This is a genomic window from Micromonospora sp. CNZ303 (assembly GCF_004345505.1).
The window spans coordinates 1-24,731 of the sequence record NZ_SLVT01000017.1 but is presented as its reverse complement, the minus strand read 5'-3'; the positions used below and the strand labels follow the sequence as shown (position 1 = coordinate 24,731).

The window sequence follows — 24,731 nt, the reverse complement described above, 5'->3', positions numbered from 1 at the left end:
ATCGCTCATGACAACCGTTATCGTTACCGCATTGCCCTGCCCTCGACGAAAGTTCTTGGTTGTGACACGACTACGTCTTGCACTGGCCTCCCTGCTCGCCGCCGGTGTCACGCTGACCGGCTGCGCCGGTCCCTCCGCACCGTCACAGCCCGCTGCCGCCGTCGCGCCCGCCGCGCCGCCGGTGGAGGCGGTGACCCACAAGTTGAGCCTGACCGACGCACGAGGGCAGACGGTGAGCCTGAAGGCGAAGCCGGACCGGATCGTCTGCCTGACCGGGCTGTGCGACGACGCGCTGGTGGAACTGGGTTTGACGCCGGCGGCGACCACCACGCCGAAGCTCGTCACCCGTTCCGACTACCTCGGGGAGGCCGGCAGGGCCGTGCCCACCCTGCCAGGCATGTTCGGCAACGAGGACGTGGCGGCCATCGCCGCCACGAAGCCCGACCTCGTCATGGGTCTCGCTGGAGCGCACGACCAGCTTCGCCCGGCGATCGAGAAGTTCGCGCCGCTGTGGCTGGTTGAGGTGAAGACGTACGAGGACTCGGTGCGCTACCTACGCGACGTGGCGACGCTCACCGACCGCGGCGCCCAGCAGGTGCTGGCCGAGCGCGCGTTCCGCGACCGGCTCGCCGCCGCCCGGGCCACCTCGACCGAGCGCGGGCTGAACAGTACGACCGCGCTGGCGATGTACGGCGGCACGTCGATCGGGGTCAACACCTCCGACGACCTGCTGGGCCATCTGCTGTCGCAGGTGTTCGACTATCCGTGGCCGAGCAAGGGCGGCGGCTTCGACACCGCGCAGGCGTACAACGTGGAGGAGATCCTCACGCGCGACCCGGACATCGTGTTCATCCAGTCGTTCACCTTCGGCCCGGACGCCAGGACGGTGTCGGCCCAGTACGCCGCCAACCCGGTGTGGAAGCGGATCACGGCAGTGCGGGAGGGCCGGGCGCACGAGGTGCCGGCGGAGCTGTGGGCCTCGGGCCGGGGCACCCGCGCGTTGGGGTTGATTCTCGACGAGGCGGTCGCCAAGGCGACCGCGTGACGGCGCTCGGCGTCGCCGTGCCCCGCCAGGTGCCGCGCTGGTCGGCGGGGTTGATGCTGGTGGCCGCTCTCGCCGTCGCGGTCGGGTTGACCCTGGGCGTGAGCCTGCCCGCGGAGACGGAAGTCGCGCGGGTGGTGCTGTGGGAGCTGCGGATGCCACGACTGCTGCTCGCCCTCCTGGGCGGCGCGGCGGTCGGGGCGGCGGGACTGCTGATGCAGGCGGCCCTGCGTAATCCGCTGGCCGTGCCGGAACTGTTGGGGGTGTCCACCGGCGGAGCGCTGGCAGCGGCGGTGACGGTGGTCTGGGCGTTGCCGGTCCCGGTGGCGCTACAGCCGGTGGTGGCGCTGGTCGGGGCGGTGTGTGGGGGTGCGGTGTGTCTGGCTGCTGCCGGCACGGGTCGCGGCCCGGGCGCGGTGCTGCTGATCGGCGCGGCGGTTTCCACCGCGTTGCAGGCGGTACTGCTGGCCGTGGTGGCGGCTGCCGACCGGCTGCAGTACGACACGCTGTTCCGGTACCTGGTCGGCAGCCTCACGGGCATCACCTGGGACCACGCCCGGCTGACGCTGCCGTGGTTGCTGGCGTGCGTGCCGCTGGCCGTGCTGGCGCTGCCCGCGCTCGGGGTGCTGCGCCTCGGTGACGAGGCGGCGGCGGCCGTCGGGCTGCACGTGGGCCGGGCTCGGATCGCCGTGCTGGGGCTCGCCGCCGTCCTGGTCGCCGTGGTGGTGGGACCGTGCGGACCGATCGCGTGGATCGGATTCGTCGCGCCCCACGCTGCCCGCCGGCTGCGGCCGGCCGCCGACGCGCGCCTCCTGCTGCCCTGGGCGGCGGCGATCGGCGCGCTGTTCACCACGGTCGCCGACCTCGCCGCTCGACACGTCTTCGCCCCGGCGGAGACTCCGCTCGGCGCGTGGACGGCGGCCGTCGGCATCGTCGCCGGGTTGCTCATGCTGACGCGACGGAGCACGTCGTGAGGTGGTGGTGGGCGGTCGGGGCGCTGCTCGCGGCGGCCGTTGCGGAACTGGCTGTGGGCAACGGCGTGGACTGGCCGCAGCTGGATCCCTTGGAGCAGCGGATACTCGTCGAGCTGCGGCTGCCTCGCCTGGTCACCGCGCTGCTCGCCGGTGCCGGGCTGGGTGCGGCCGGGCTGCTGTTGCAGGCCGTGCTGCGCAACCCGCTGGCCGCGCCGGAGCTGACGGGGGTGAGTCCGGGCGCGGTGCTCGGCGTGCTCACCGGCATCCAGATCGGTCTGGTGCCCGCGGACTCGGCCTCCGGCGCGCTGTTCGCCGCGCTGGCCGGCGGCGCCCTCGGTGGCGCGCTGATGTGGCTGCTGGCGCGGCACGGCCCGACGACGGAGGTGGCGGCGTACGGGTTGCTCGGGTCGGCAGCGCTGGCCGGGGTCACCGCGCTGTTGCTGGCGTACCAGCCGGGTCGGTTCGGCAACGCGATGCGCTGGCTCGTCGGCTCGACCGACGGCCGGGTCTGGGCGCACGTGCAGACCGCGTGGCCGTGGCTGGTCGCGTCGCTGGTGCTGGCCTGGCTGTGCTCGGCCCCGTTGAGCGTGCTGGCCGCCGGTGACGGGCACGCCGTCGCGCTCGGTGTGCCGCCCCGCACGGTCCGTGCGGTCGGCCTCGCGTTGGCGGTGGCGTTGGCTGCCGGGGCTGTCGCGCTGGCCGGCGCGCTGGCCTTCGTCGGGCTGGTCGTGCCCCACGTGGCCCGGGCGATGTGCGGGGCGGACCTGCGTCGGGCGTTGCCGGCCGGCGCGCTGGTCGGAGCGAGCACGGTCGCGGGTGCGGACGCGCTCGCGCAGGTGTTGACGGTGATGGTGCAGTCCGGATCGGCCGCGCAGCGGCTGGGCGTGCCGGCAGGCGCGGTGACCGCGCTGCTCGGGGCAGTGGCCCTGGTCGTCGTGGCGCGCAGGTCGTCTCACGTGGAGGTGTCATGACGCAACCGGTGTTCGTGGCGGAGGAGGTCCGGTACCGGTACCGGGACCGGCCGGTGCTCGACGGGGTGTCCCTGGTCATCCATCCCGGTGAGTGCGTGGCGCTCGTGGGCCGCAACGGCTGCGGCAAGTCGACCCTGCTGCGGCTGCTCGCCGGCATCGACTCGCCGGAGAGCGGGCGGGTCCTGCTGCGCGGCCGTCCGGCACACGCGACGCGCCGGCGGGACGTGGCGCGGCAGGTGGCCGTGTTGCACCAACAGCTACCGCCGATGCCGGGGATGACCGTGCGGCAACTCGTCGCGCAGGGCCGCTACCCGCACCGGGGGCCGTTGGGGATGCTGTGGCGCCCGGAGGACGCCGAATCGGTCGCCGCACTCGACGCGGCGGACGTGGCGGGGCTCGCCGCGCGGGAGGTGGACACACTCAGCGGCGGGGAACGCCAGCGGGTCCGCCTCGCGCTCGCGCTCGCGCAGCAGACCCCGGTGCTGCTGCTGGACGAGCCGACCACCTTCCTCGACGTACGGCACCAGTTGGAGGTGCTGTCGCTGGTGCGTCGCCTGCATGCCGAGCGGGGCCTGACCGTGGTGGCGGTGCTGCACGAACTGGACCACGCCGCCCGGTTCACCGACCGGGTCGTGGCGCTGGCCGGGGGCAGGGTCGCCGCCGACGGGCCGCCCACCGAGGTGGTCACCTCGGAGCTGCTCGCCACCGTGTTCGGCGTACGCGGCCGGGTGGTCACCGACGCGCACACCGGCACCGTCCGGGCGCTGGCGGACACCCCGCTGGAGGCGGCGTGATCGTCCATCGGGAGTTGGTGCGACTCGGCGGCGCCGTCGCCGGACCGGTGGCCGGGTGCGCGGCGCTCGGCGTGGCGGTCTCGGCCGCGTACGTCGGTCAGGCCCTGCTGCTCGCCGCGGCGCTGGCGGCGGCGTCGCGCCGCGACCTCGACGCCATTCCCCCGCTGCTGGCCGGAGTGCTCGCCGTGATCGTGACCCGGGCCGTGCTGCTGTACTGGCGGGAGGTCGCCACCGCCACGGCGGGCGCCCGGATCCGGGCCCGGCTGCGCGACCGGTTGGTGGCGCGGCTGGCCGAGCTGGGCCCGGCCTGGCTGACCGGGGCGCGCACCGGGCGCACCCAGGCCACGCTGGTCGACGGCGTGGAAGGGCTCGACGCCTACTACAGCCGCTACGTCCCGCAGGTGCTCGTCACGGTGGCCGTCCCGACGGCGCTGGTGGGGTGGCTGGCCACCGTCGCGCCCGTCGCCGCGACGCTGCTCGGCACCGCCGTGCTGCTGGTGCTGACCGTCCCACGGGTGTGGGACGCCACCCTCCTGCGGCGGGGCCGGGGACGGTGGGCGGCCTTCACCGCGCTCGCCGCCGACTTCCTCGACACCCTGCAGGGCGCCGCGACCCTGCGGGCCTTCGGCGCGGTCGACCGCATGCGCGACCGCATCGAGGCGCGCAACCACGACCTGCACGCCACCACCATGATGCAGCTGCGGCTGTCGTTGATCGAGAGCGGAATCAGCGCCCTGCTCATCCAGGCCGGGCTCGCGGCGGCGACCGTCGCCGCGGCCGTGGCCGCGAGCGACGGCCGGGCCGACGCGACCACCGCGTTCCTGGTGCTGCTGGTCTCGGTGGAGTGCTTCCGGCCGGTGCGCGACCTGGGCGCGCACTGGCACGCCGGCTACCTCGGCATCACCGCCGTCGACGGCCTCACCGACCTGCTCACCGCGCCGGCCCCGGTGACACACACCGGCCGCGTCGTCCCCCGTTTCGCCGAAGGCCCGGCGGTCGCCATCGAGGCGGTCAGCTACCGCTACCCCGAACGGGAGTCGCCGGCGGTGCGGGACGTGACGCTGCGGCTGGCCCCCGGCGAGACCGTCGCGGTGGTCGGCCGGTCCGGCGCGGGCAAGTCGACCCTGGCCAGCCTGCTGCTGCGGCACCTCGACCCGGACACCGGCCAGATCACCGTGGACGGCGTCGACCTGCGCGACCTCACGCGGGACGCGCTGCGCCGGACGGTGACCGTGGTCGCGCAGGAGACGTACCTCTTCCATGGCACGGTGGCGGAGAACCTGCGCCTGGCCCGCCCGGACGCCACCGACGCCGACCTGCGGGCCGCGGCCCGCGCCGCCGGCGCACACGACTTCATCACGGCCCTGCCGGACGGGTACGCGACAGCCGTGGGCGAGCGCGGCACCACCTTCTCCGGCGGGCAGCGGCAGCGACTGGCCATCGCCCGCGCGCTGCTCGCCGACGCCCCGGTGCTCGTTCTCGACGAGGCCACCTCCCACCTGGACAGACGACAGGAAGCCGAGATCGTGACGGCGCTGGCCGACGCCACGCGCGGGCGCACCTGCCTGGTCATCGCCCATCGGCTCGCCAGCGTCCGGCACGCCGACCGGATCGCGCTGATGCGCGACGGCCGGATCACCGCTACCGGCAGCCACGACGACCTGCTGCGCACCACCCGCGCCTACGCAGAGCTCATCACCGCGCAGGAGGTGCCCTGATGGTCACGACGGACCTCGCACCCGACCCGGCCGCCCCGTCGACCGGCCGTGCCGCGGAGCCCGGGCCCGACGACCGGCAGCCCGGCGCGCTGCGGCGGCTGCTGCCCGCGATCGCGGGGCACTCCGGGGCTTTCTGGGCGACCCTGGCGGCGAACCTCGTCGGACAACTCGGCATCGCCGGCACGGCGGTCCTCGGCGCGTGGCTGCTCGGACGGGCGGTGTCCGGGGAGCCCACACCGGTCGACATGGTCGCCGCGGTGCTCGGCGGGCTGGTGGCGGTCATCGCCGCGACCACCTGGTGGGAGATGCTCGTCTCGCACGACCTGGCCTACCGGGTCCTGGCCGACCTGCGACTGCGGGTCTACGACGCGATCACCCGGATCGCGCCCGGCGGACTGGCCGGCAGGCGCTCCGGTGACCTCACCACCGTCGCGCTGTCCGACGTGGAGACCCTGGAATGGCTCTTCGCGCACACGATCGCGCAGCTGCTGACCGCCACCGTCGTCCTGACCGCCGGCACGCTGCTCGCCGCGTCGATCGACCCGTGGTTGCCCGCCGTGGTGCTGCCGCTGGCCAGCCTGATCACGGTGGTGCCGTGGCTGCTGCGTCGTTACGCCGACCGGCACGGCACGCGCGTCCGGGCGGCGACCGCCAGCATGACGGCCGACATCGTCGACACCGTGCAGGGCCTGCGGGAGCTGACCGTCTTCGGTGCGATGGACCGGCAGCGCGCCCACCTGGCCGCGCGGACCCGGCAGCTCGGCCGGGCGCAGCGGGACAACGCCGCCCGGGCGGGCCTGGAGACGGCGCTCATCGACGCGCTGCTGGCCGTGGCCGGCGTCGGCGGGCTGCTGGTCGTGGCCGACGGTGTCGGTACGGGCCGCTTGGACCCCGCACTAGCACCAATCGCGGTGGTCCTCGCCGGAACCGTACTCGGCCCGGCGGCCCAGGCCGCGCTGCTGTTCAAGCAGGCCGGAGTCCTGCGCGCCGCAGCTGACCGCATCGACACCTTGCTGCGCGCCCCGGCACCGGTCACCGCCCCGACCGCCCCACTGCCGGCTCCTGCCGGTGGTGAGGTGGCCTTCGACGACGTGCACTTCGGCTACCTGCCCGGCCGCCCGGTGCTGTCGGGCGTCTCGTTCACGATCCGTCCCGGCGAGACCGTCGCCCTGGTCGGCGCCTCCGGCGTCGGCAAGTCCACCTGCGTCCACCTGCTGTTGCGCTACGCCGACCCCACCGCTGGCCGGATCACCGTCGGCGGCGTCGACCTGCGGAACCTCACCGACACCGATCTTCGGCGCACGGTCACCGTCGTGCCCCAGGACGTGCATCTCTTCCCCGGCTCGATCGCCGACAACATCCGCCTGGGCCGGCCCGACGCCACCGGCACCGACCTACGGCGGGCCGCCGACACCGCACAGGTCAGCGCGTTCGCCGACGAACTGCCGAGCGGGCTGGAGACCCCTGTCGGGGAGCGGGGTGGCGCCCTCTCCGGTGGCCAGCGGGCCCGGGTCGCCGTCGCCCGCGCGCTGCTCACCGAGGCGCCGATCCTCGTCCTCGACGAGGCCGTGGCGAACCTCGACGCTCGCACCGAGCGTGACCTGGCTGAGGCCCTCGACGCCGCCCGCGCCGGACGGACGACCCTGGTGATCGCCCACCGTCTGTCCACGATCATGCGCGCCGACCGCGTCGTGATGCTCGACGCCGGCCGGGTCGTCGCCGATGGCACCTTCAGAGATCTGCGCGACCGGCAACCCCTGGCCCGCCTGTTGGCCGATCAACTTCCGGTTGACCGGCACGCACCACACCCTTGACTCCCCGGTAACGGACAGCGATCAGCGCAGCAGAACGGTCAGGACTACCGCAGTTGCGGGAAATGCCTCCGCCTAGTCGACCACCCGGACCGCAGGCGCCGCAGCTACGAGTCGCCGCCCGCTGCAACGTTCAGCCGGACCCGCGCCCGCTATCAGCGGGAGTTACCTGGGCACCCGAGGGCTGGACGAGATCTTCCTGAGCGGCGAGATCGTCGCGGTGGAACCTTCGCGACAGCGGCACCGCCAGCGCCGACGGCAACCGGGCCCCGCCACGCCCGGCGTCGCGGTGCTCGTGTGCACGAAGGCCGCGAGGAGCAGCGGGCCGCCTCAGGTCACCAGGCCCTGGCGGTACGCGTACACCACGGCCTGCACCCGGTCGCGCAGGTCGAGCTTGGTGAGGATGCGGGACACGTACGTCTTGACCGTCTCCTGGCTGATCACCAGGGCCGCGGCGATCTCGCGGTTGGACAGGCCCTCCGCGATGAGCCGGAGCACCTCCAGCTCGCGCGGGGTCAGCGCGGCGCCGTTCGGGTCGCCCTCGGCGGGGCGGATGCGGGCCGCGTACCTGCCCACCAGCTGGCGGGTCACCTCCGGGGCCAGCAGCGCGGCGCCCGTCGCCACCGTGCGGATGCCGTGGAGCAGCTGCGCCGGTGGTGCGTCCTTGAGCAGGAAGCCGCTGGCGCCCGCACGCAGTGCCTCGTAGACGTACTCGTCGAGGTTGAACGTCGTCACCACGAGGACCTTCACCGGCTCGGGGACCCCGGCACCGGCCAGCAGGCGGGTCGCCTCGATGCCGTCGAGCACCGGCATCCGGACGTCCATCACCACCACGTCCGGCCGGAGCCGAACGGCCAGGTCGACCGCCGCGCGTCCGTCGCCGCACTCGCCGACGATCTCCATGTCGGGCTGGGCGTCGATGATCGTGGCGAATCCGGCGCGGATCAGCGCCTGGTCGTCGCAGACCAGCACCCGGACCGGCGCGGTCACCACGGGTTTCCAGCCGGGATCCGGGCCCGCACGAGGAAGCCGCCGCCGGCCTGCGCGCCCGCGCTGAAGTCGCCACCGAGGGCGGTGACCCGCTCGCGGAGCCCGGTGAGGCCGCGCCCGCTGCCGCCCGGGGACGCGCTGCCGGACCCGGAGCCGTCGGTGCTGATCTCCACGGTCGTCTCTCCTTCCCCGTGGTGAACGCGAACCGTGGTCCGGCTGCCGTGCGCGTACTTCAGCGCGTTCGTCAGCGCCTCCTGCACCACCCGGTACGCCGTTTCCCCGGTGCTGCCGGTGGCCGCCGCCGACGTGCCCTCCCGGACGAGCTCGACCGGCTGCCCGGCCTGCCGGGAATGGTCGACGAGGGCGTCCAGGTCGCCGACGGACGGCGTACGCGGATCGCCTGTGCTGTGATCCGGGTTGAGCAGGTCGAGCAGCTGCCGCAGGTCGCCGATGGCCCGGCGGCCGGTGCCGGTGATCGCGGTCAGGGCATGGTCCAGCTTGTCCGGGGCGCCCGTCAGGTAGCGCGCCGCCTCGGCCTGCACGAGCATCGCCGTCACGTGGTGGGTGACGACGTCGTGCAGCTCCCGGGCGATGCGCGTGCGCTCCGCGGTGCGGGTGGCCTCCTCGACATGGCGGCGGCGTTCCGCTTCGGCGGCCCGGTTCTGGCGCAGCCACGCCCCGATGCCCCACGCGAGCGCCAGCAACAGGTAGAAGGTGGTGAACCCCGCGACGCCCTCATCCGATCCGAGCCGGTCGAGGGAGATCGCCAGGGGCACGTACGCCGCCGAGGCGAGACCCGCGACGACCCAGCGGCGCCGTTCCAGGTGGGCGCCGGCGCTGATGAGCGCGATGGCCAGTCCCGTACCCGCGACGGTGTGGTAGCCGCGGAGCTGGTCGAGCGCGAAGCCGAGCGCCACCAGCGCGAGGCAGACGGCCGGCCACCGACGGCGTACGGCCAGCGGCAGGCACTCCAGGGCGACGACACCGACGGTCAGCGCGTCGTACGGGCGGGCCGGGAGGTCGCCGAGCTGCGTACCCTGCCGCTCCAGGGCCGGGACCACCGCCGCGAGGGCGAGGGCCAGGGCGAACGGGAGGTCCCGGACCGTGACCGGCCACTGCTGCCACAGATCCGGGAGCCTCCGGAGCCTGATCACTGGGTGACTGTAGCGGTTGCCGGGGCCTGCGCCGTGCGGTGGCGGCGCGGGACGATGCGCCCGCGGCGCTTGGCCAGCCACAGGAACACCACGGTCAGCACCACGCCGGCCAGCACCGCGCACAGGCTGCCCTCCGGCCCGAAAGCGCCGCCGCTGAGCGCGACCGGCCCCGACGTCGAGGCCTCGAGCAGCCCCTTCGACTCGCCGTTGCCCGACACGGCCACGCTGAAGATGCCGCCGGCGGCGAAATTCCAGCCGAAGTGCAGCCCGATCGGGACCCACAGGTTCCGGGTGGCGGCGTAACAGGCGGCCAGCATGAACCCGGCCTCGATCGCGATGGCGGTCGCCCCCCACAGGCTGGCGTCCGGGTTCACCAGATGCATCGCGCCGAACACCACGCCGGTCAGGGCGAGAGCGATCCAGGTGCCCGTACGCTCCTCGATGATCCGGAACAGCACCCCCCGGAACAGCAGCTCCTCGGTGACCGCGATGGCCGCCATGAGCCCGAGCAGACCCAGCGCTCCCGTCGGCGAACCCCAGCCCTCGACGTGGTAACCGCCGAGGAACGCGATGTTGGCGATGACGGCCGCGAACATGGCGAAGCCGACGAGCGCCCCGCGGCCCAGCTTCCCGCCCCAACCGTCCTGGCCGAGCTCGGTCGGCTCACGGCGCTCGGTGCGCCGCACTACCCACCGGTAGACGACCACGCCCAGCACCGCCGTCACAGCGCCGATCACCAAGGTGAGGAGGAAGCTGCCCTCGACGGCGGCGACGCTCCGCCCGCCGACGAGGGCGACGGCGGCGACGGCGAGAAGCTGTTTGACGAAGCGCATGATGACTCCTTCGCAGACCGCGACCGGAGCGCCGCGGACACGAAGAAACCTATGGAGTTCCGCCGCCACAATCGTCCCCGTGCGGTGGACACTTGCGGGTAGCTCGCACGGGGGACAAGACCTCCTCCGGAGTCCGGCCACCCGGTCGGACCTGGCGAGATCCGCCGCTCGCCGCGCCCCGGCCGGCCGTGGGACCACCGCGCCTCCGCCGGACCCGCCCGGCCCCCGGTGCCGCCGGGGCCGACGATCAGGTCGGCCGGAGCCTGAGGTGGCGTTGGCGGACGGCTGACGGGCTGGCCGCGATCCGACGTCAGACGCGCGGGATGACGACCTTGGCGACCTGCTCGGCGTCGGCCAGGTTCTGCGCGTCGGAGCCGCCGCGGGAGTAGACGTCGATCTGCACGGCGCCGTGCAGGACGTAGAGGTGCCCGGAGTGCCAGTACGCCTTCTCGCCGACCCCGTCCACCGGCCTGGCAGCGGCGACGGTGACGTCGAAGTCCGCGGCGGTGGTGCGGCTCAGGAAGATCGTGAGCTGGCCGTGGTCCTGCTGCCATTGGCAGAAGCGGGTGACGTCGCCGGCATCGCCGCCGTCCTCGTCGTTCCGGGTGACCTCGCGGCCGGTCAGGTCGACCACCTCGGACTCGGTGAGCAGGGTGCAGGGGTCGGGGATGCCGCCGGCTCCCCGCACCGCACCCGGGTCGCCGGCCGCGGTCGCGTCCGGCGTCGGGGAGGCGGCCCCGGCGGGCGGCGCGAGCGTGGCGTCCGCGGTCGGTGGTTCGCCGGCGGTGGTGGATCCGGTGAGGTCGCAGCCCGCGGTGAGGCAGACGGCGACGAGGGCGGCCAGGGTAACGGAGCGGTGCTTCACGAGGTCTCCTCGCAGAGGTACGGGATGCGGGTCAGTTGGTGCCGAGGCCCTTGTCGAGCACCGTGGCCGAGGCGGTGACGGTCGCGGACCGCACGGGCCCGCCACCGACCGTGTAGAGCGCGTAGGTGTGCGTTTCGGTGCTGCCGACGTCGCCCGTGCAGGAGAAGAGGAACTCCTGCGAGCCTTCGAGATCCACCGGGCCGTACGTGCCGGGCGTGTTCGTCGGATCGTCCACGGACAGGGCCCCGCCAGTGGCACCGGTGATCTTCCACTCGATGACCAGGGGCACGGGGTCGGCGCGGAAGACGGCGGTGCCCTCGGCGCACTTCGGCTGCCGGGCGACGCGCAGGTGGACGATTCGCGGGCCGGCGACCACCGTGGTGGCCGGGTGCGACGGCTTCGCCGTGGCCGGCCTCCCGTCGGCGGGCTTCGTGGTGGCCGGCCGCGTCGGCGCCGGTTCCGTCCCGGCTGGCGACGTCGGCCGTGCCGAATGCGCCGTGGCGGTCGCGGCGGAGGGGCCAACGGATGCCACCGCGTCGGCGTCGCTGTCCCGAGCGGTCGGCCCGGTCGCCGCGCAGCCCGACATCGTCGCGGCAATGAGCAGGGAGATGGCCGCTGGCCTGGTAGGTCGGATCACGTCGGAAGGATGGACGGCGGCGCCAAAGGAACCCCAAAGGCCGTGCCGGTTCAGCCGGCGAGCAGCGCCGCCACCGCCTCCGCCAGCGTCGTCGCGCCCGCCTCCCGGTAGGCGCGCGCCACCTCCGCCGGCCCGAGCCGGGCCCGGGCCTCGGCCTCCGCCCGGTCGCGGTCGGCGATCTCGTCCGGGGTGAAGCTCGGGGCGCCCAGCGCGGAGCGTTCCCGCTCGGCGAGCGCGAGCAGCCGCAACCCGCCCGCCGCGTCACCGTCGAGGACGTCGAGCTGCGCCAGCCCCTCCACAGCGTCCAGCTGCCCCTCGGCGATGCCCAGCTCGGTGTAGATCGCCAGGGCCTCCCGCATCGCCGACCGCGCGGGGGTGGGCCGGCCGCGGCGCCGGTCGATGGTGGACAGGTTCGTCAGCGCGGCCGCCTCCCCACGCCGGTCGTTGAGGGCGCGGAATCCCGTCAGCGCGCGGTGGAACAGCGCCTCCGCCTCGCCGAGGCGGCCGATGCAGCGCAGCGTGCCCGCGGTGTTGTTGGACGCCGCCGCGACCATCCGGGCGTCGGACTCGTCCTCGGCGATCCGCAGCGCCTCGTAGCCGAACGCGAGCGATGCCGGGTAGTCCTCCTGCGCCTGAGCGGTGATCAGCAGATTGTTCAGCGCCGCGACCATGCCGGTCCGGTCGTCGAGCTCGCGGAACGTGTTCAGGCCCTGCTCGCCCAGCCGGCGGGCGGCCGGCAGGTCACCGGAGTTGCGGGCCAGCGCCGCGGCGGCCCGCAACGCCCGGGCGCGCAGGGCGGACGGTGCCGGCGGGGCGGCGGCCAGCGCGCGGTCGAGCCAGGCCCGGCCCTCGGCCATCCGTCCGGCGACCCACCAGTACCACCACATCGCCGCGGCGATGCCCAGTCCCTTCGTGGGGTCGCCGTCGCGCAGCGTCCAGTCGAGCGCGGCCACGATCGTGTCGTGGTCGGCGCCGATGCCGGCCAGCCACTCGGTGTGCGCCGGGCCGTCCAGCGGCGGCGGCGACGCGAGCCTACGCTCCCAGCCGGCGACCAGCCTGCCGTACGCCTCGGCGCGCTCGGCCGGGTCGAGTCGTTCGCGGGCGTACTCGCGGATGGTCTCGATCAGGCGGTAGCGGCCCTGCCCGAACTCCACCATGGACCGGTCGACCAGCTGGGTCAGCGGGTCGAGCGGGTCCGCGCCGGCCACCTCGGCCGCGCCCGCCAGGTCGAAGCCGCCGGCGAACACGCCGAGCTGCCGCAGCAGTTTCTGCTGTGGCTCGTCCAGCAGGTCGTAGCCCCAGTCGATGGCCGCTCGCATGGTCCGGTGCCGGGGCACCGGCGACGTGCCGGTCAGCAGGTCGAGGCGCCGGTCGAGGCGCGACATGATCTCGGAGAGCGGCACCGCGCGCAGCCGGGCGGCGGCCAGCTCGATGGCGAGCGGCAGTCCGTCGAGCCGGCGGCACAGCTCGGCGGCCACGGGCTGCTCGGCCGGGGCCAGTCCGGCGCCACCGCGCGCCGCGGCCACCCGGTCGGCGAGCAGCCGCATCGCGTCCGTGCGTGGATCGGTCGCGCCGGGGGGCGGCGTGGCGAGCCCGCCCAGCGTGAGGATCACCTCCCCACCGAGGCCGAGCTGCTCCCGGCTGGTCGCCACCAGTCGCAGGCCGGGGCAGGCGGCGAGCAGCGCGTGGGCGAGTGCCGCCACGTCCGCCCGGACGTGCTCGCAGTTGTCCAGCACCACCAGGACCCGGCCGGTCAGCTGCCGGACGACCGTGTCGCGCACCGCCACGCCGGGCTCCTCGCGGATGCCGGTCGCCGCGGCGAGCCGGGCGTCGAGCGGGCCGTCGCGGTGCTCGGCCAGCTCGACGACGTGCACCGCGTCGTGGTCCTCGGCCGCCTCGCGAGCCAGCTCCAGGCTGAGCCGGGTCTTGCCGGCGCCGCCCGGTCCGACGATGGTCAGCAGCCGGGCGGCGCCGAGCAGGTCGATCGCCCGGTCCAACTCGAAGCGGCGGCCGACGAACCGGTTGCGCCGCGCGGGCAGCCCGGGCGCCGGCCGGTCGAGGGTGGGGTCCCGCCGGCGTACGGCGACGGCCAGCGCGCCGAGTTCCGGGCCGGGGCGGGCGCCCAGCTCGCCGAGGGCGGCGGTGACATCGTCGTACGCGGTCAGCGCGTCACCGGCCCGGCCGGACCGGTACAGCGCGAGCATCAACTGCCGGACGAGCCCCTCGGCGGTGGGCTGTTCGGCGACCCAACCGGCCAGCTCGGTGGCCGCCGCGACGTGCCGGCCTTCCGCCAGTGCCCGTCGCGCCCAGTCGAGCCGGGCCGAGAGCCGCAGCTCGGCGAGCCGGGCGGCCGCCGCTGCCACGGAGTGTCCGGCCCGCACCCCGTCGTACGCGTCGCCACGCCACAGCCCGAGCGCCCCCGTCTGCTCGAACTCGGCGGCGTCGAGGGTGGCGTCGGTCAGGTCGAGCCGATAGCCGCCGGAGGTGGTGCGCAACCGGTCGCCCACCACCTTGCGGAGCGCCGACGCGTGCATCTGCAACGTCGCCATGGCCGTCGACGGGACGCCCGCCGGCCACAGCTCGGCCAGCAGTCGTTCGCTCGTGACCGACCGGCCGCCCGCGGCGAGCAGCACGGCGAGCAGTGCCCGTGGTTTCGGCGCCAGGGCCGCCTCGCCGTCCGGCGTGCACACCCGCACCGGGCCCAGTACCTCGAACCGCACGCGCACCTCCGCCTCGTCTCTGGCGCAATCCTGGCGCGCCGGTCAAGCTTCCCGCAGGACCGGCCAGGAGTGAAGTCCGGCGCTGCGCCCGCAGGCCGGTGCGACCGAGCGCCACCGCCCCTCCCCCGTCGCGGGCGGGGCGCGGTGACGTCACCGCGACGCCTTGCGCACCCCGGGCAGCTCACCGCGCAGGGCCAGCTCGCGGAACCGCACCCGGGACAGTCCGAACCGGGACAGCACGCCGCGCGGGCGGCCGTCGATCTGGTCGCGGGAGCGCAGTCGTACGGGGCTGGAGTCCCGGGGCAGGCGGCTGAGTCGGCGTGCCGCGTCGGCTCGTACGTCCGGGTCGGTGTCCGGGTGGCTGACCGCCCGCTTCAGCTCGTCCCGCGCCTCGGCGTGCCGGGCGACGAGGGTCTCGCGGCGCGCCTGCCGACGGCCGAGGCTCCTGCGGGCCATCAGCGCGCCTCGCGGAACTCGACGTGCCGGCGTACGACCGGGTCGTACTTGCGCAGCACCAGCCGGTCCGGGTCGTTACGGCGGTTCTTGCGGGTCACGTACGTGTAGCCGGTGCCGGCGGTGCTGCGCAGCCGGACGATCGGTCGTACGTCGGTCTGCCGGGCCATCAGAGCCGCACTCCCCGGCCGCGCAGTTCGGCGACCACGCGCTCGATGCCCTTGCGGTCGACGGTCCTCAGTGCCTTGGCCGTCAGGGTCAGGCCGACCCACCGTCGCTCCGACGGCAGCCAGTAGCGGTGGTTCTGCAGGTTCGGGTTCCAGCGGCGGCGGGTGCGCCGGTGGGAGTGGGACACGGCGTTGCCGAAACTCGGACGCGCGCCGGTGACGTCACAACGTCTGGACACAGTGGTCGCTCCTTGCTCAGGTGGTACACGATAGTGACAACGGTTTTCATTTCTACATCATCCGTCCGAGCGGATCCGCGCCGGGGTGAGGCCCGACGCGGCGGCCGGCACCGGCGAGGGCCACCGACACCCGACAGCCGCGCGATCAGCCCGGACCGGGGGCGCGACTCGCGCCGGCAACCGCTACCTGCTTAGAATGACAATCGTTTTCATTAAGCCGAGAGGAACATGATGACGTCGTCCCCGCAGGCCCCGATCCGCGTCGAGACAGCCGACGCCGGTAGCCGCCCGTCGCTGACCGTGCTGTCCGGGTTCTGGCCGGCGGCGACCTTCGCCGTCGCCCGTACGCTGCTCGCCGCCGACCCGTCGCTGCTGCTGGTGCGACACGACCTCGCCGGCATCCGCGACGGCGTCGTCCGCCGGGTGGTCCGCTCCGGCACCGGCATCATCGAGGACGAGCGGATCGCCCTGGCGCACGGCTGTGCCTCCTGCACGCTGCGGGAGGACGTGCTGCCCACCCTCGTCCGGCTCACCCGGGACAACCCCGGCCAGGACCTGGTGCTGATGCTGCCCGAGGTGGTGGAACCCGAGGCGGTCGCCGCCGCCTGCGCCCACCACCTCGTCGACGGCACACCGGTCACCGACCTCATCCAGGTCGACTCCTACGTCACCGTCCTCGACGCCGAGCACCTGCTCGACGGCCTGGCCAGCACCGACGACCTCGCCACGCTCGGCATCCAGGCCGCCGAGGACGACCACCGCGGTCTCGCCGACGTCGTGGCCCGGCAGATCGAGTACGCCGACACCCTGGTGCTCTGGGGGCGGTCCCGGGAGGGAGAGTTCGACACCGGCAGGATCGCGGTCCTGCTCCAGCGGATGGCGCCGTGGGCGGCGCACTTCCGGGTCGACGGCGATCTCGTCGACGCCGACGCGCTCACCCGCCGACTGCGCCACACCCACCGGCACCGGCCGGAGACCCCCGGCGTCCTCGCCCGGGGCCTCCAGGGCTTCGCGCTGGGCACGCACGAGCCGGAGGCCGACTGCGGGGTCGTCTCCGCCGTCTTCCGCGCCCGCCGCCCGTTCCACCCGCGGCGGCTGCACGACGTCCTGGAGGACGTCAACGCCGACGTGCTCCGCTCCCGGGGCCACCTCTGGCTGGCCAGCCAACCCGACACCGTCGTGGCCTGGGAGTTCGCCGGCGGCGGCCTGGCGATGGGATCCCTCGGGCACTGGCTGGTGAGCCTGCCCGAACCCGGCTGGGAGCACGTCTGCGATCAGCGCCGGCTCGCCGCCGCCCTGGAGTGGGACCCCTACTACGGCGACCGACACCAGCACCTGGTCTTCATCGGCCTCGACGTCGATCCCGTCGAGCTGCACCGCACCCTCGCCGACTGCCTGCTGACCGACGCCGAACTCGCCGACGGCGAGGAGGTCTGGCGGACCTACCACGACCCGTTCGCCGGCTGCTTCCCCCTCGGCGTGGCGGAGCCGACCGATACCGACACCGAAGGAGCACGACTCGCATGAAGCCCGGAGTCCACCCCCGGCACCGACCCGTCGTCCACCGCGACAGGGGCGCCGACCTCGCCTTCTGACTGCCGCCGGCACGCGGTCCCGTCGGGTCGCCGAGCCGTCGAGGCACGGCCCGGGCGGTACGGGTTCAACGCCCAGGTCACGTGCCACGATACGCATTTGACAATGGATTTCGTTACCGGGAGAGTGATTCGGCGTGACGCCCTCCACCACCGTCGACCTCGTGGTCGACCCGGACGCCCCTGCCGCCGGCGCCCCCCGTCCGTCACTGCGAACGGGTGTCACGGTGGCCGCCCTGATGGTCCTGCTGGCCGTCTCGCTCGTGGTGGTGATCGGCCTCGGACCGGTCGCCATCCCGCCCGGCGAGACGGCCCGGTACCTCTGGGCCGCGCTCACCGGCGGCCGCATCCACGCCGACGAGGTGACCACGTACCAGATCATCTGGCAGATCCGCACGCCACGGGTGTTGCTCGCGGCGATCGTCGGGGCGGGCCTGTCCGCGGTCGGTGTCGCGATCCAGTCCCTGGTGCGCAACGCCCTGGCCGATCCGTACGTGCTCGGGGTCTCCTCCGGCGCCTCGGTCGGCGCCGTCTCGGTCACGGTCGCCGGCGGACTCGGCGCGCTCGGCATCTACGCGGTCTCCGCCGGCGCCTTCCTCGGCGCGATGGCTGCCGCGGCGCTGGTCTACCTGGCCGCGTACAGCCGCACCGGCATCACGCCTCTGCGCCTCGTGCTGACCGGCGTGGTCATGTCGTTCGGCTTCCAGGCACTGATGGCGGTGATCATCTATTTCACACCGGACAGCGAGGCGACCGCCACCATGCTGTTCTGGTCCATGGGCAGCTTCGGCGCCGCGACCTGGGGCGGCCTGCCGGTGGCCGCAGCCACCGTCCTCGTCGGAGGGGTCGTCCTGCACCGGCACAGCCGCACCCTCGACGTGCTGACCTTCGGCGACGAGGCGTCCCTCAGCCTGGGCGTCGACACGACCCGGGTACGTCGGCGACTGTTCGTCATCACCTCACTGGTCACCGGTGCGATGGTGGCGGTCAGCGGAGCGGTCGCGTTCGTCGGCCTGGTGTTGCCGCACCTGGTCCGGATCGTGGTCGGCGCCTCGCACCACCGGGTGCTGGTCGTCGCGCCACTGGCCGGTGCCGTGTTCATGGTCTGGGTCGACCTGGTCTCCCGCACCCTGGTGGCTCCCCGGGAGCTGCCACTGGGCGTGATCACCGCGCTGATCGGCGTACCGGTGTTCCTCGCGCTGATGCGCCGTCGTGGCTACCTGTTCGGCGGCCGGTGATGGATCTTCGACTCGACGGCGTGTCGGTGGAGATCGACGGGAACGTCATCGTCCGGGACCTGTCGCTCGACGTGCCGGAGGGGCGGATCGTCGGCCTGATCGGACCGAACGGATCCGGCAAGTCGACTGCGTTGCGCTGCGTCTACCGGGCGCTGCGGCCGAGCCGCGGCGTGGTGTGGCTCGGCTCCGACGACCTGTCCACCCTGAAGCTGCGCCGCAGCGCCAGGTCGGTCGCCGCGCTCACCCAGGACGGCGGCACGGACCTCGACTTCACCGTTGCCGAGACGGTGGCTCTCGGCCGTGCCCCGCACCTGCGCGGCAACCAGCCGCTCAGCGAGCGGGAGCGGGGCCTGTGTCGATGGGCCATGGCACAGCTCGACGTGCTGCACCTGGCCGACCGGGGGATGCTCGCGCTGTCGGGCGGTGAGCGGCAACGGGTGTTCGTCGCCCGCGCTCTCGTGCAGGAGCCGCAGGTCCTGGTGCTCGACGAGCCGACCAACCACTTGGACGTCCGGCACCAGATCGAGCTGCTGTCCCTGTTACGCGGCTCAGGGCTCACCGTCCTCGTCGTGCTGCACGACCTGAACCTCGCCGCAGCGGCCTGCGACCGGCTCGGCGTGCTGTCCGGAGGCCGGCTCGTCGCCACCGGAACTCCCGCCGAGGTCCTGACCGCCGATCTGGTCCGCGAGGTGTTCGGCGTCGTGGTCAGCGTCGTGACGCACCCGCTGACCGGTGATCCACAACTGCTCCATTCCCTGGACTCAGCAAGATCTTCGAAAGGAATCCGCAGATGAACGGGACCGTCTCCCGACGGCGAACCGCAGTCCGTACCGCGTTGGCGTCGTTGACCGCCACGGCGCTGCTCGCCGGTTGTGGTGCCGAGGTCGAACCGAGCGGGAGCGGGGTGCAGAAGGTCACCGTCAACCGGTGCGGCGAACCGGTGGAATACACCACCCCGCGACGCGCCGTGGTCTACGAGGGCGGTAGCGCCGACAAGATGTTCGCCCTCGGCCTCACCGAGCACGTCCACGGATACGTGATGCCACCGGCCAATCCGCCGGTGACCGAGTCCCCGTGGGCCGCCGAGTACGCCAAGGTCAAGTTTCTCAGCGATGACCTGCTCAACCGGGAACTCCTGGTGGAGGCCAAGGCCGACTTCGTCGTCGCCGGCTGGAACTCCGGGCTCAGCGACAAGCGCGGCACCTCTCCGGAGATCCTCGACGGGCTGGGCATCCAGAGCTTCATGCACGCCGAGTCCTGTTTCAACTATCCGAACCACCCCGAGCGGCACGCCCCGTTCGACGGCCTCTACACGGACCTGGAGCGACTCGGCCAGATTTTCGGTGTGCAACAGCGGGCCGCCACCGTGGTGGCCGACATGAAGCGACGGGTCGAGGCGGTCAGGGCCCAGGCACCGAGCACCCGGACGCCGGTGTTCCTCTACGACTCGGGCACCGACCAACCGTTCACGGCCGGCCGGCAGGTGCCGCCGAACGACATCATCTCCTTCGCGGGTGGCCGGAACATCTTCGCCGACCTCGACGGCCGTTGGACGCAGGTCGGTTGGGAGGCGGTCGTCCAGGCCCGACCGGAGGTGATCATCATTCTCGACTACCAGGATCAACCGGCCGCGCAGAAGATCAGGTTCCTCAAGACCTCGCCCAAGACGAAGAATCTGCCAGCGGTGGTCAACGACCGCTTCTTCGTCCTCGACTACAACGAGGGCATCAGCAGCCCTCGCAACGTGGACGGGCTGGAGAAGTTCGCCGCGTACCTGCGGGACCTGCGGTCCTGACCGTGGATCCCGCAGATCAGCGCACGTGACGCGGACCGGCTCGCGGTCCGGCTAAAGGCGGTGGTGGCCCGCGCCGACCGGCGGGGGCCTCCCTCCGTCGCCGCCATCGTCCGGGCCGAGCGGCCGAATCCAGGATGGCTGACCGCGCGAGAGCCTGGCCTGCGGAGAGCAGGCCAGGCTCTCGCGCTCGGGCGCGCTGGCTGGATGGTGTCAGGCCGTACCTGTCTCCCCCACCCCGGCCGGCCCGCACGTGAGTTCCCCGGCCGTCCGGCCGATCGAGCTTGTCGCTGGCCAGGCGGGCCGGCACCTACGGGCCGTCCGGCCCCACGGTGTCGCCCGGTGCCGTGGCCCCTCAGGATGCGGATTGCAGGGCCGGGTCGGTTGCTGCGGCCGTGGGGGCCGGGGCGGCGTTCCAGTTCATGCGCGACCACGGCAGCTTCATCTCGGCCAGTTCGGTGATCTGGTGGGGTTGCAGGTCGTGTGCGGTGAGGGCCTGGGCGTGTCGGGTGTAGGCGGCGTCGACGTAGCGGTGGCCGGTGTCGGGAGCCAGTAGTACGACGTGCCGCCGGGAGTCCGCACGTCGCTCGAAGCGTGCGGCCAGGTAGGCGGCGCCCGTCGACAGGCCGGCGAAGACGGCGTGTTCGCGTAGCAGGGCGATACTGCCGGCCAGTGCGGCGTCGAAGCCGATCCAGTGCAGGGTGTCGTAGAGGGTGTGGCGGACGTTGGCGAAGGGGATGGCACTGCCGATGCCCGCAATGATGATCTCGGGGTCGCGGACGTGGTCGCTGCCGAAGGTGACGCTGTCGAACGGCTGGACGCCGACGAGGGACACGTCGAGGGCGGCATCGCGTAGGTAGGTGGCCAGGGCACCGGTCGAGGCCCCGGTGCCGACGCCACCGACGATCGTCAGGGGCTCCCCGTCGAGTTCCCGTCGGATCAGTGTGGCGATCGGGCGGTAGCCCAGGTAGTGGATGTCGTCGTGGTACTGCCGCATCCAGTGGTGGCGCGGCTTCGCGCGCAGGATCTCCTGGACCCGCGCGACCCGGCGGTCCTGGTCCAGCTTCAGGTTGGCGGTCGGTGGCATGGGTTCCACGGTGGCGCCGAGGATCTCCAGCTGGGTGCGCAGCGTGATGTCGACGGTGGTGGAGGCGACGATGTGGCAGCGCAGGCCGTGGCGGTGACAGGCCAGCGCCAGCGCGTGGGCGTAGATGCCGCTGGAGCTGTCCACGAGGGTGTCCCCGGCTGTGATCACTCCCCGGTGCAGCAGATGGCGTACCGCGGCGAGGGCGGACGCCATCTTCATGGTTTCGAAGCGCACGCAGGTGGTGCGGTCGTCCAGGCGGATCAGGGCCGGCCTGCTGAGTGTCTCGCTGATGTGCTCGTCCACGTCTTCCCCTCGGGGTGGTCAGGACTGGGCCTGGTACCGGTACAGCACGGTCCGCTCGGCGCTGAACTGTGAGAACGGGAACGGCTCCGCCGACAGTGCGGTGACGCCTGCGCCGAGGAAGTGTCGGGCCACCGCGCTGGCGGTCTGGGCGTAGACGATCAGCGGGACGTCCCGGTCGTGACAGGTGCGCAGGATCTCGTCGAAGGTGCCGTTGCCGATGGTCATACCGGTGGCGACGACGGCGTCGGCGACGTGGAGGACATCGCGCATGTCGGGGGTGACGGGGTCACCCCACTGGGTGGTGCGCAGGGTGAGGTCGCAGGGCAGGCACTCGGCGCCGCGTTCACGGATGGCGGCCACGAGCGGGTTGACCACGCCGATCAGCGCGACCTTCGCGCCGGGCGCGACGTCGAGGAGTCCGGCGACCGCGGCGTCGCGCGCCCGCGCCCGCGTCTCCGGGGTGCCGGCGGGCAGCACGACGGGCTCGGCGTCGGAGTCCCGGTGCGGACGGACGTGGGCCAGGTACGCGTCGAGGGTCGCCACCCGCACCTCGGGCGGTGCGTCGGTGAGCAGGTGGGCGACGGGCGCGCCGGAGTACTCCAGGCACACGGTCGGGTCCACGTCGCCGGCGGCGAAGGCGCACGCGCCGATGGCGGTGCCGACGCGGGCGAGCACGTACTGGTTGCGGTAGGTGGTGTTCCCGCCGGCGAGGCGGGTGCCGTGGTGCACCCAGAAGACGCTGGTGGCCACGAGGGATGCGGGGTCGGGGCCGTGCTGGCCGTCGAGGACCGCCGTCACCAGGCCGGTCAGGGCCGTCATCGCTGGTTGCGGGTGAGTAGGAACAGGAACGTGACGACGCCGTCGTGCCAGTCGTGGCGGTGCTGGATCGTCGTGGCGAAGCCGCGCCCGATGGCATGGCCGATGATGGTGCGCAGGTCGGCGGTGTTGGACAGGATCAGGAACACCTCGCCGTGTGCGGCCAGCAGATCGCGGTCGACGAGCTGGTCGAGGAATCTGGTGACCAGGGACGCGCCGACGCAGACGTTGCGCACGACATCGGGGTCGTCGCTGACCGGCTGGCTGACGGCGGGCGGGTTGAAGGTCACGACGTCGAGCCGGGTGCCGTCGGGCAGCGCGTCGAACAGGTCGGACACCAGCGGGACGAAGCGGGTGTCGGGTCGTTCGCCGACGTGGGTGCGGTAGTGCCGTGCGGTGGCCCGCACGCTGGCGGGGTGCACGTCGAGCGCGTAGGCGGTGTGCGCGCCCCGTAGCCCGGCCGCTACGGCTTCGACGCCGACGCCGACGCCCATCGCGGCGTAGACGCGGCCACGGGTCTCGATGTCGCCGTCGAGGAGCCGCTGGTGCAGCATTCGGCTGGTCCCGCCGGGGCGGAACACGCCGGGCGGCAGGTCGAACGTCATGCCGTTCCAGGCGTAGTCGCGGTGGTTGTGCAGGTCGGCTCCGGGCTGGTTGATGGCGACGACGTGGTCGGCGGGCAGTACCGGTGGCAGGTCGGCCAGGCTGATGTTCATGGTCCTCCCTCGGGTCAGCGGGCGGGCTGCGGTCGGTGCGGCGTGCTGGAGAACGTCGGTCGTCGGTGGCAGCTGTCGACCGCCGCGCCGGGCGCCGGGGCCGCTGGTGTCGCACCGCCGCTCGGGGCGGCGCCGGCAGTCGCCGGGGCCACGGCGTCGAACGCCCGACCGGGCCGGGTGGGACGTGACATGGACACCTCCGGGACGAGACGAACCGCGACCGTTACTATAATGACAATCATTGTCAGGTCAAGGCCGAGGAATCGATGCGCATGCTCGACAACACCGTGCAGACCCGCCCGGAGCCGAACTCGGTGCTGCGGAGCACCTCCTTCGTCCGACTGTGGGCGGGTACGACGGCCTCGGGCATGGCCACGTGGGCCCTCCCGTTCATCCTCGGGCTGGGCGTGCTCGACCGATCACTGACCGCCATCGAACTGGGGGTGCTGCTGGCCGTACGGACCGTGGGTTTCCTCGTCGCCGTCCCGATCGGCGGCGTGCTCGCCGACCGGCACTCGCGTCGGCGGGTGGTGCTGTGGTCGGGCCTGCTGGGCGCCCTCGCCGCCCCGGTGATGGTGTTCGGCATGGGCCGGTCGCTCGCCCTGACGGCCGTGGCGGCGACCGTGATGGGTGCGGGACAGGGCGCGTGCCGGCCCGCCTTCCAGGCGCTGACCGCCGAGGTGGTCCCCGAGCCGCAACGGCAGCAGGCCAACGCCGCGATCACCCTCGCCGTGCGGGTCACGACCCTCGTCGCCCCGAGCCTGACCGCGCTACTGGCCCTGGTCGTCTCCGTTCCGATGCTCCTGCTCGGCGTCGGCGGCCTGTGGCTGGCGGCCGCCCTGATCCCACCCGCCGGGACCGGCAGACCCGACACGCCCGTCGCCAGGCCCGGAATCCTGGCCGAGTTCGCCGACGGCGTGCGCGAGGCACGCCGTCACCCCTGGTTCCTCGCGGGCCTGGCCGCGCTGACCGCGGTCATCGCCACCGGATACTCGGCCACCGGGGTGGTCCTTCCACTGGTCAGCCGTGACCGCTACGGCACCGAGGCCGTGCTTGCCGCCGCCATGACCGCGTACACCGTCGGGGCGCTCGCCGGCGCCGTGGTGATCGGGCGGTGGCGCCCGCCGGCACAGGGCTGGACCGCCCTGGCCGGGCTCGCCCTGTACGGGCTCGTACCGCTCAGCCTGCTCCTGCCGGTGCACCCTGTGCTGGTCGTCTCCGCCTACGTGCTCGCCGGACTCGGCATCGAGCTGTTCAACGTCCCCTGGTTCACCGCCACGCAGCGCGAGGTCGAGCCGACGAAGCTCGCCCGGGTGTCCTCGCTGGACTTCCTCCTGTCCTACGGACTCGCGCCTGTCGGTCTGGCGCTCATCGCTCCCGCGATCGATCGTTTCGGCGCCGCCGGCGTCCTCGCCGGGTGTGCCGTGGTGTGCTTCGCCGCGCCCGCCGCCGCGGCGCTGGTGCCCTCCTCGCGTCGGTTCACCGTGCGGCCATGATCACCGACTGCGGAGTCGACCGACCGAGGCGGCCGGCACGACACCCCGAACCGGTGGCTGCCGGTCGGCTTCGGCATGGCGGTCCGGGGTATCGCCGCATACTGAAGGGCCTGGTCGAGGCGACGACCCGCGGTGACGGCGGGACAGGTGTGACGACCGGGATTCGGAGGGAGCGCGTCGTGGTGGACCGGATCGCCGACCCGTGGGGTGAACGGACCCCGTACGGGCCGGGGCAGGAGTGGCCGGTGCGGGTGGACCGGTTCCTCGACGGTGACCTGACCGAGGCGGACGTGGACCGGTGGGTGCAGTCGGCGTCGGTGCTG

At 73.4% G+C, this 24,731-nt stretch carries 23 protein-coding genes; 11 read left to right on the top strand and 12 right to left on the bottom strand.

Annotated elements, in window-relative coordinates; all coding sequences use genetic code 11:
• Nucleotides 1–61 precede the first annotated feature (61 nt).
• From EV374_RS23880 to cydC, 6 genes are read left to right on the top strand one after another with little or no spacing between them, the layout of a single operon-like run.
• Entirely contained in the window at nucleotides 62–1,045 is a 984-nt protein-coding gene (locus EV374_RS23880) for an ABC transporter substrate-binding protein (protein WP_207914496.1), read from the top strand.
• On the top strand, nucleotides 1,042–2,016 hold the full coding sequence (locus EV374_RS23875; RefSeq protein WP_132239005.1) for an iron ABC transporter permease: 975 nt from the start codon (nucleotides 1,042–1,044) through the stop codon (nucleotides 2,014–2,016). Before EV374_RS23880 ends, EV374_RS23875 begins: the two co-directional genes overlap by 4 nt.
• The gene (locus EV374_RS23870; protein WP_132239003.1) at nucleotides 2,013–2,987 is read left to right on the top strand and encodes an iron chelate uptake ABC transporter family permease subunit; all 975 of its coding nucleotides are present in this window, start codon (nucleotides 2,013–2,015) and stop codon (nucleotides 2,985–2,987) included. The genes EV374_RS23875 and EV374_RS23870 overlap by 4 nt, the downstream gene beginning before the upstream one ends.
• A complete protein-coding gene (locus EV374_RS23865) occupies nucleotides 2,984–3,781 on the top strand; it encodes an ABC transporter ATP-binding protein (protein WP_132239001.1) in 798 nt (265 codons plus the stop codon). The genes EV374_RS23870 and EV374_RS23865 overlap by 4 nt, the downstream gene beginning before the upstream one ends.
• Complete coding sequence (locus EV374_RS23860; RefSeq protein WP_132238999.1) at nucleotides 3,778–5,499, top strand: ATP-binding cassette domain-containing protein; 1,722 nt, start codon at nucleotides 3,778–3,780, stop codon at nucleotides 5,497–5,499. The genes EV374_RS23865 and EV374_RS23860 overlap by 4 nt, the downstream gene beginning before the upstream one ends.
• The gene (gene cydC / locus EV374_RS23855) at nucleotides 5,499–7,313 is read left to right on the top strand and encodes a thiol reductant ABC exporter subunit CydC (RefSeq protein WP_132238997.1); all 1,815 of its coding nucleotides are present in this window, start codon (nucleotides 5,499–5,501) and stop codon (nucleotides 7,311–7,313) included. The genes EV374_RS23860 and cydC overlap by 1 nt, the downstream gene beginning before the upstream one ends.
• A 327-nt stretch (nucleotides 7,314–7,640) precedes the next feature.
• On the opposite strand, the gene EV374_RS23850 is transcribed toward cydC, so the two are convergent.
• From EV374_RS23850 to rpmB, 9 genes are all read right to left on the bottom strand, one after another.
• Complete coding sequence (locus EV374_RS23850; protein ID WP_132238995.1) at nucleotides 7,641–8,300, bottom strand: response regulator transcription factor; 660 nt, start codon at nucleotides 8,298–8,300, stop codon at nucleotides 7,641–7,643.
• Nucleotides 8,297–9,454 carry a histidine kinase gene (locus EV374_RS23845; protein ID WP_132238993.1) on the bottom strand — a complete coding sequence of 386 codons (1,158 nt, stop codon included), beginning with the start codon at nucleotides 9,452–9,454 and terminating at the stop codon, nucleotides 8,297–8,299. The genes EV374_RS23850 and EV374_RS23845 overlap by 4 nt, the downstream gene beginning before the upstream one ends.
• Nucleotides 9,451–10,287 (bottom strand): CPBP family intramembrane glutamic endopeptidase, encoded by an 837-nt coding sequence (locus EV374_RS23840; RefSeq protein ID WP_132239205.1) that lies wholly within the window; start codon nucleotides 10,285–10,287, stop codon nucleotides 9,451–9,453. The genes EV374_RS23845 and EV374_RS23840 overlap by 4 nt, the downstream gene beginning before the upstream one ends.
• A gap of 310 nt (nucleotides 10,288–10,597) precedes the next feature.
• Nucleotides 10,598–11,152 (bottom strand): DUF3558 family protein, encoded by a 555-nt coding sequence (locus EV374_RS32745; protein WP_165947891.1) that lies wholly within the window; start codon nucleotides 11,150–11,152, stop codon nucleotides 10,598–10,600.
• Between the two features lie 31 nt (nucleotides 11,153–11,183).
• Nucleotides 11,184–11,789: a hypothetical protein gene (locus EV374_RS32740; RefSeq protein WP_165947890.1), complete on the bottom strand. Its 606-nt coding sequence runs from the start codon at nucleotides 11,787–11,789 to the stop codon at nucleotides 11,184–11,186.
• 50 nt (nucleotides 11,790–11,839) lie between these two features.
• Nucleotides 11,840–14,509 (bottom strand): BTAD domain-containing putative transcriptional regulator, encoded by a 2,670-nt coding sequence (locus EV374_RS23830; RefSeq protein ID WP_165947889.1) that lies wholly within the window; start codon nucleotides 14,507–14,509, stop codon nucleotides 11,840–11,842.
• A gap of 150 nt (nucleotides 14,510–14,659) precedes the next feature.
• A complete protein-coding gene (gene rpsN, locus EV374_RS23825; protein ID WP_132238987.1) occupies nucleotides 14,660–14,965 on the bottom strand; it encodes a 30S ribosomal protein S14 in 306 nt (101 codons plus the stop codon).
• On the bottom strand, nucleotides 14,965–15,132 hold the full coding sequence (rpmG, locus tag EV374_RS23820; RefSeq protein WP_013287204.1) for a 50S ribosomal protein L33: 168 nt from the start codon (nucleotides 15,130–15,132) through the stop codon (nucleotides 14,965–14,967). Before rpmG ends, rpsN begins: the two co-directional genes overlap by 1 nt.
• Nucleotides 15,132–15,368, bottom strand: coding sequence for a 50S ribosomal protein L28 (gene rpmB / locus EV374_RS23815; protein ID WP_132238985.1), 237 nt, complete (start codon nucleotides 15,366–15,368; stop codon nucleotides 15,132–15,134). The genes rpmG and rpmB overlap by 1 nt, the downstream gene beginning before the upstream one ends.
• A 231-nt stretch (nucleotides 15,369–15,599) precedes the next feature.
• Here rpmB and EV374_RS23810 point away from each other — a divergent pair, with 231 nt between their 5' ends.
• The 4 genes from EV374_RS23810 to EV374_RS23795 all read left to right on the top strand — a co-directional run bounded on the left by EV374_RS23810 (nucleotide 15,600) and on the right by EV374_RS23795 (nucleotide 19,993).
• Nucleotides 15,600–16,895 (top strand): GTP-binding protein, encoded by a 1,296-nt coding sequence (locus EV374_RS23810; RefSeq protein ID WP_132238983.1) that lies wholly within the window; start codon nucleotides 15,600–15,602, stop codon nucleotides 16,893–16,895.
• Nucleotides 16,896–17,097: 202 nt separating this feature from the next.
• Entirely contained in the window at nucleotides 17,098–18,198 is a 1,101-nt protein-coding gene (locus EV374_RS23805; protein WP_486485927.1) for an iron ABC transporter permease, read from the top strand.
• Complete coding sequence (locus EV374_RS23800; RefSeq protein WP_132238981.1) at nucleotides 18,198–18,992, top strand: ABC transporter ATP-binding protein; 795 nt, start codon at nucleotides 18,198–18,200, stop codon at nucleotides 18,990–18,992. Before EV374_RS23805 ends, EV374_RS23800 begins: the two co-directional genes overlap by 1 nt.
• Entirely contained in the window at nucleotides 18,989–19,993 is a 1,005-nt protein-coding gene (locus EV374_RS23795; protein ID WP_132238979.1) for an ABC transporter substrate-binding protein, read from the top strand. Before EV374_RS23800 ends, EV374_RS23795 begins: the two co-directional genes overlap by 4 nt.
• A gap of 352 nt (nucleotides 19,994–20,345) precedes the next feature.
• Here EV374_RS23795 and EV374_RS23790 read toward each other — a convergent pair whose 3' ends face one another.
• From EV374_RS23790 to EV374_RS23780, 3 genes are read right to left on the bottom strand one after another with little or no spacing between them, the layout of a single operon-like run.
• Entirely contained in the window at nucleotides 20,346–21,380 is a 1,035-nt protein-coding gene (locus EV374_RS23790; protein WP_132238977.1) for a pyridoxal-phosphate dependent enzyme, read from the bottom strand.
• Between the two features lie 18 nt (nucleotides 21,381–21,398).
• On the bottom strand, nucleotides 21,399–22,199 hold the full coding sequence (locus tag EV374_RS23785) for a Rossmann-like domain-containing protein (RefSeq protein ID WP_132238975.1): 801 nt from the start codon (nucleotides 22,197–22,199) through the stop codon (nucleotides 21,399–21,401).
• The gene (locus tag EV374_RS23780; RefSeq protein ID WP_132238973.1) at nucleotides 22,196–22,912 is read right to left on the bottom strand and encodes a class I SAM-dependent methyltransferase; all 717 of its coding nucleotides are present in this window, start codon (nucleotides 22,910–22,912) and stop codon (nucleotides 22,196–22,198) included. The genes EV374_RS23785 and EV374_RS23780 overlap by 4 nt, the downstream gene beginning before the upstream one ends.
• Nucleotides 22,913–23,184: 272 nt before the next feature.
• Here EV374_RS23780 and EV374_RS23775 point away from each other — a divergent pair, with 272 nt between their 5' ends.
• Entirely contained in the window at nucleotides 23,185–24,408 is a 1,224-nt protein-coding gene (locus EV374_RS23775) for an MFS transporter (protein ID WP_132238971.1), read from the top strand.
• Nucleotides 24,409–24,731: the final 323 nt, after the last annotated feature.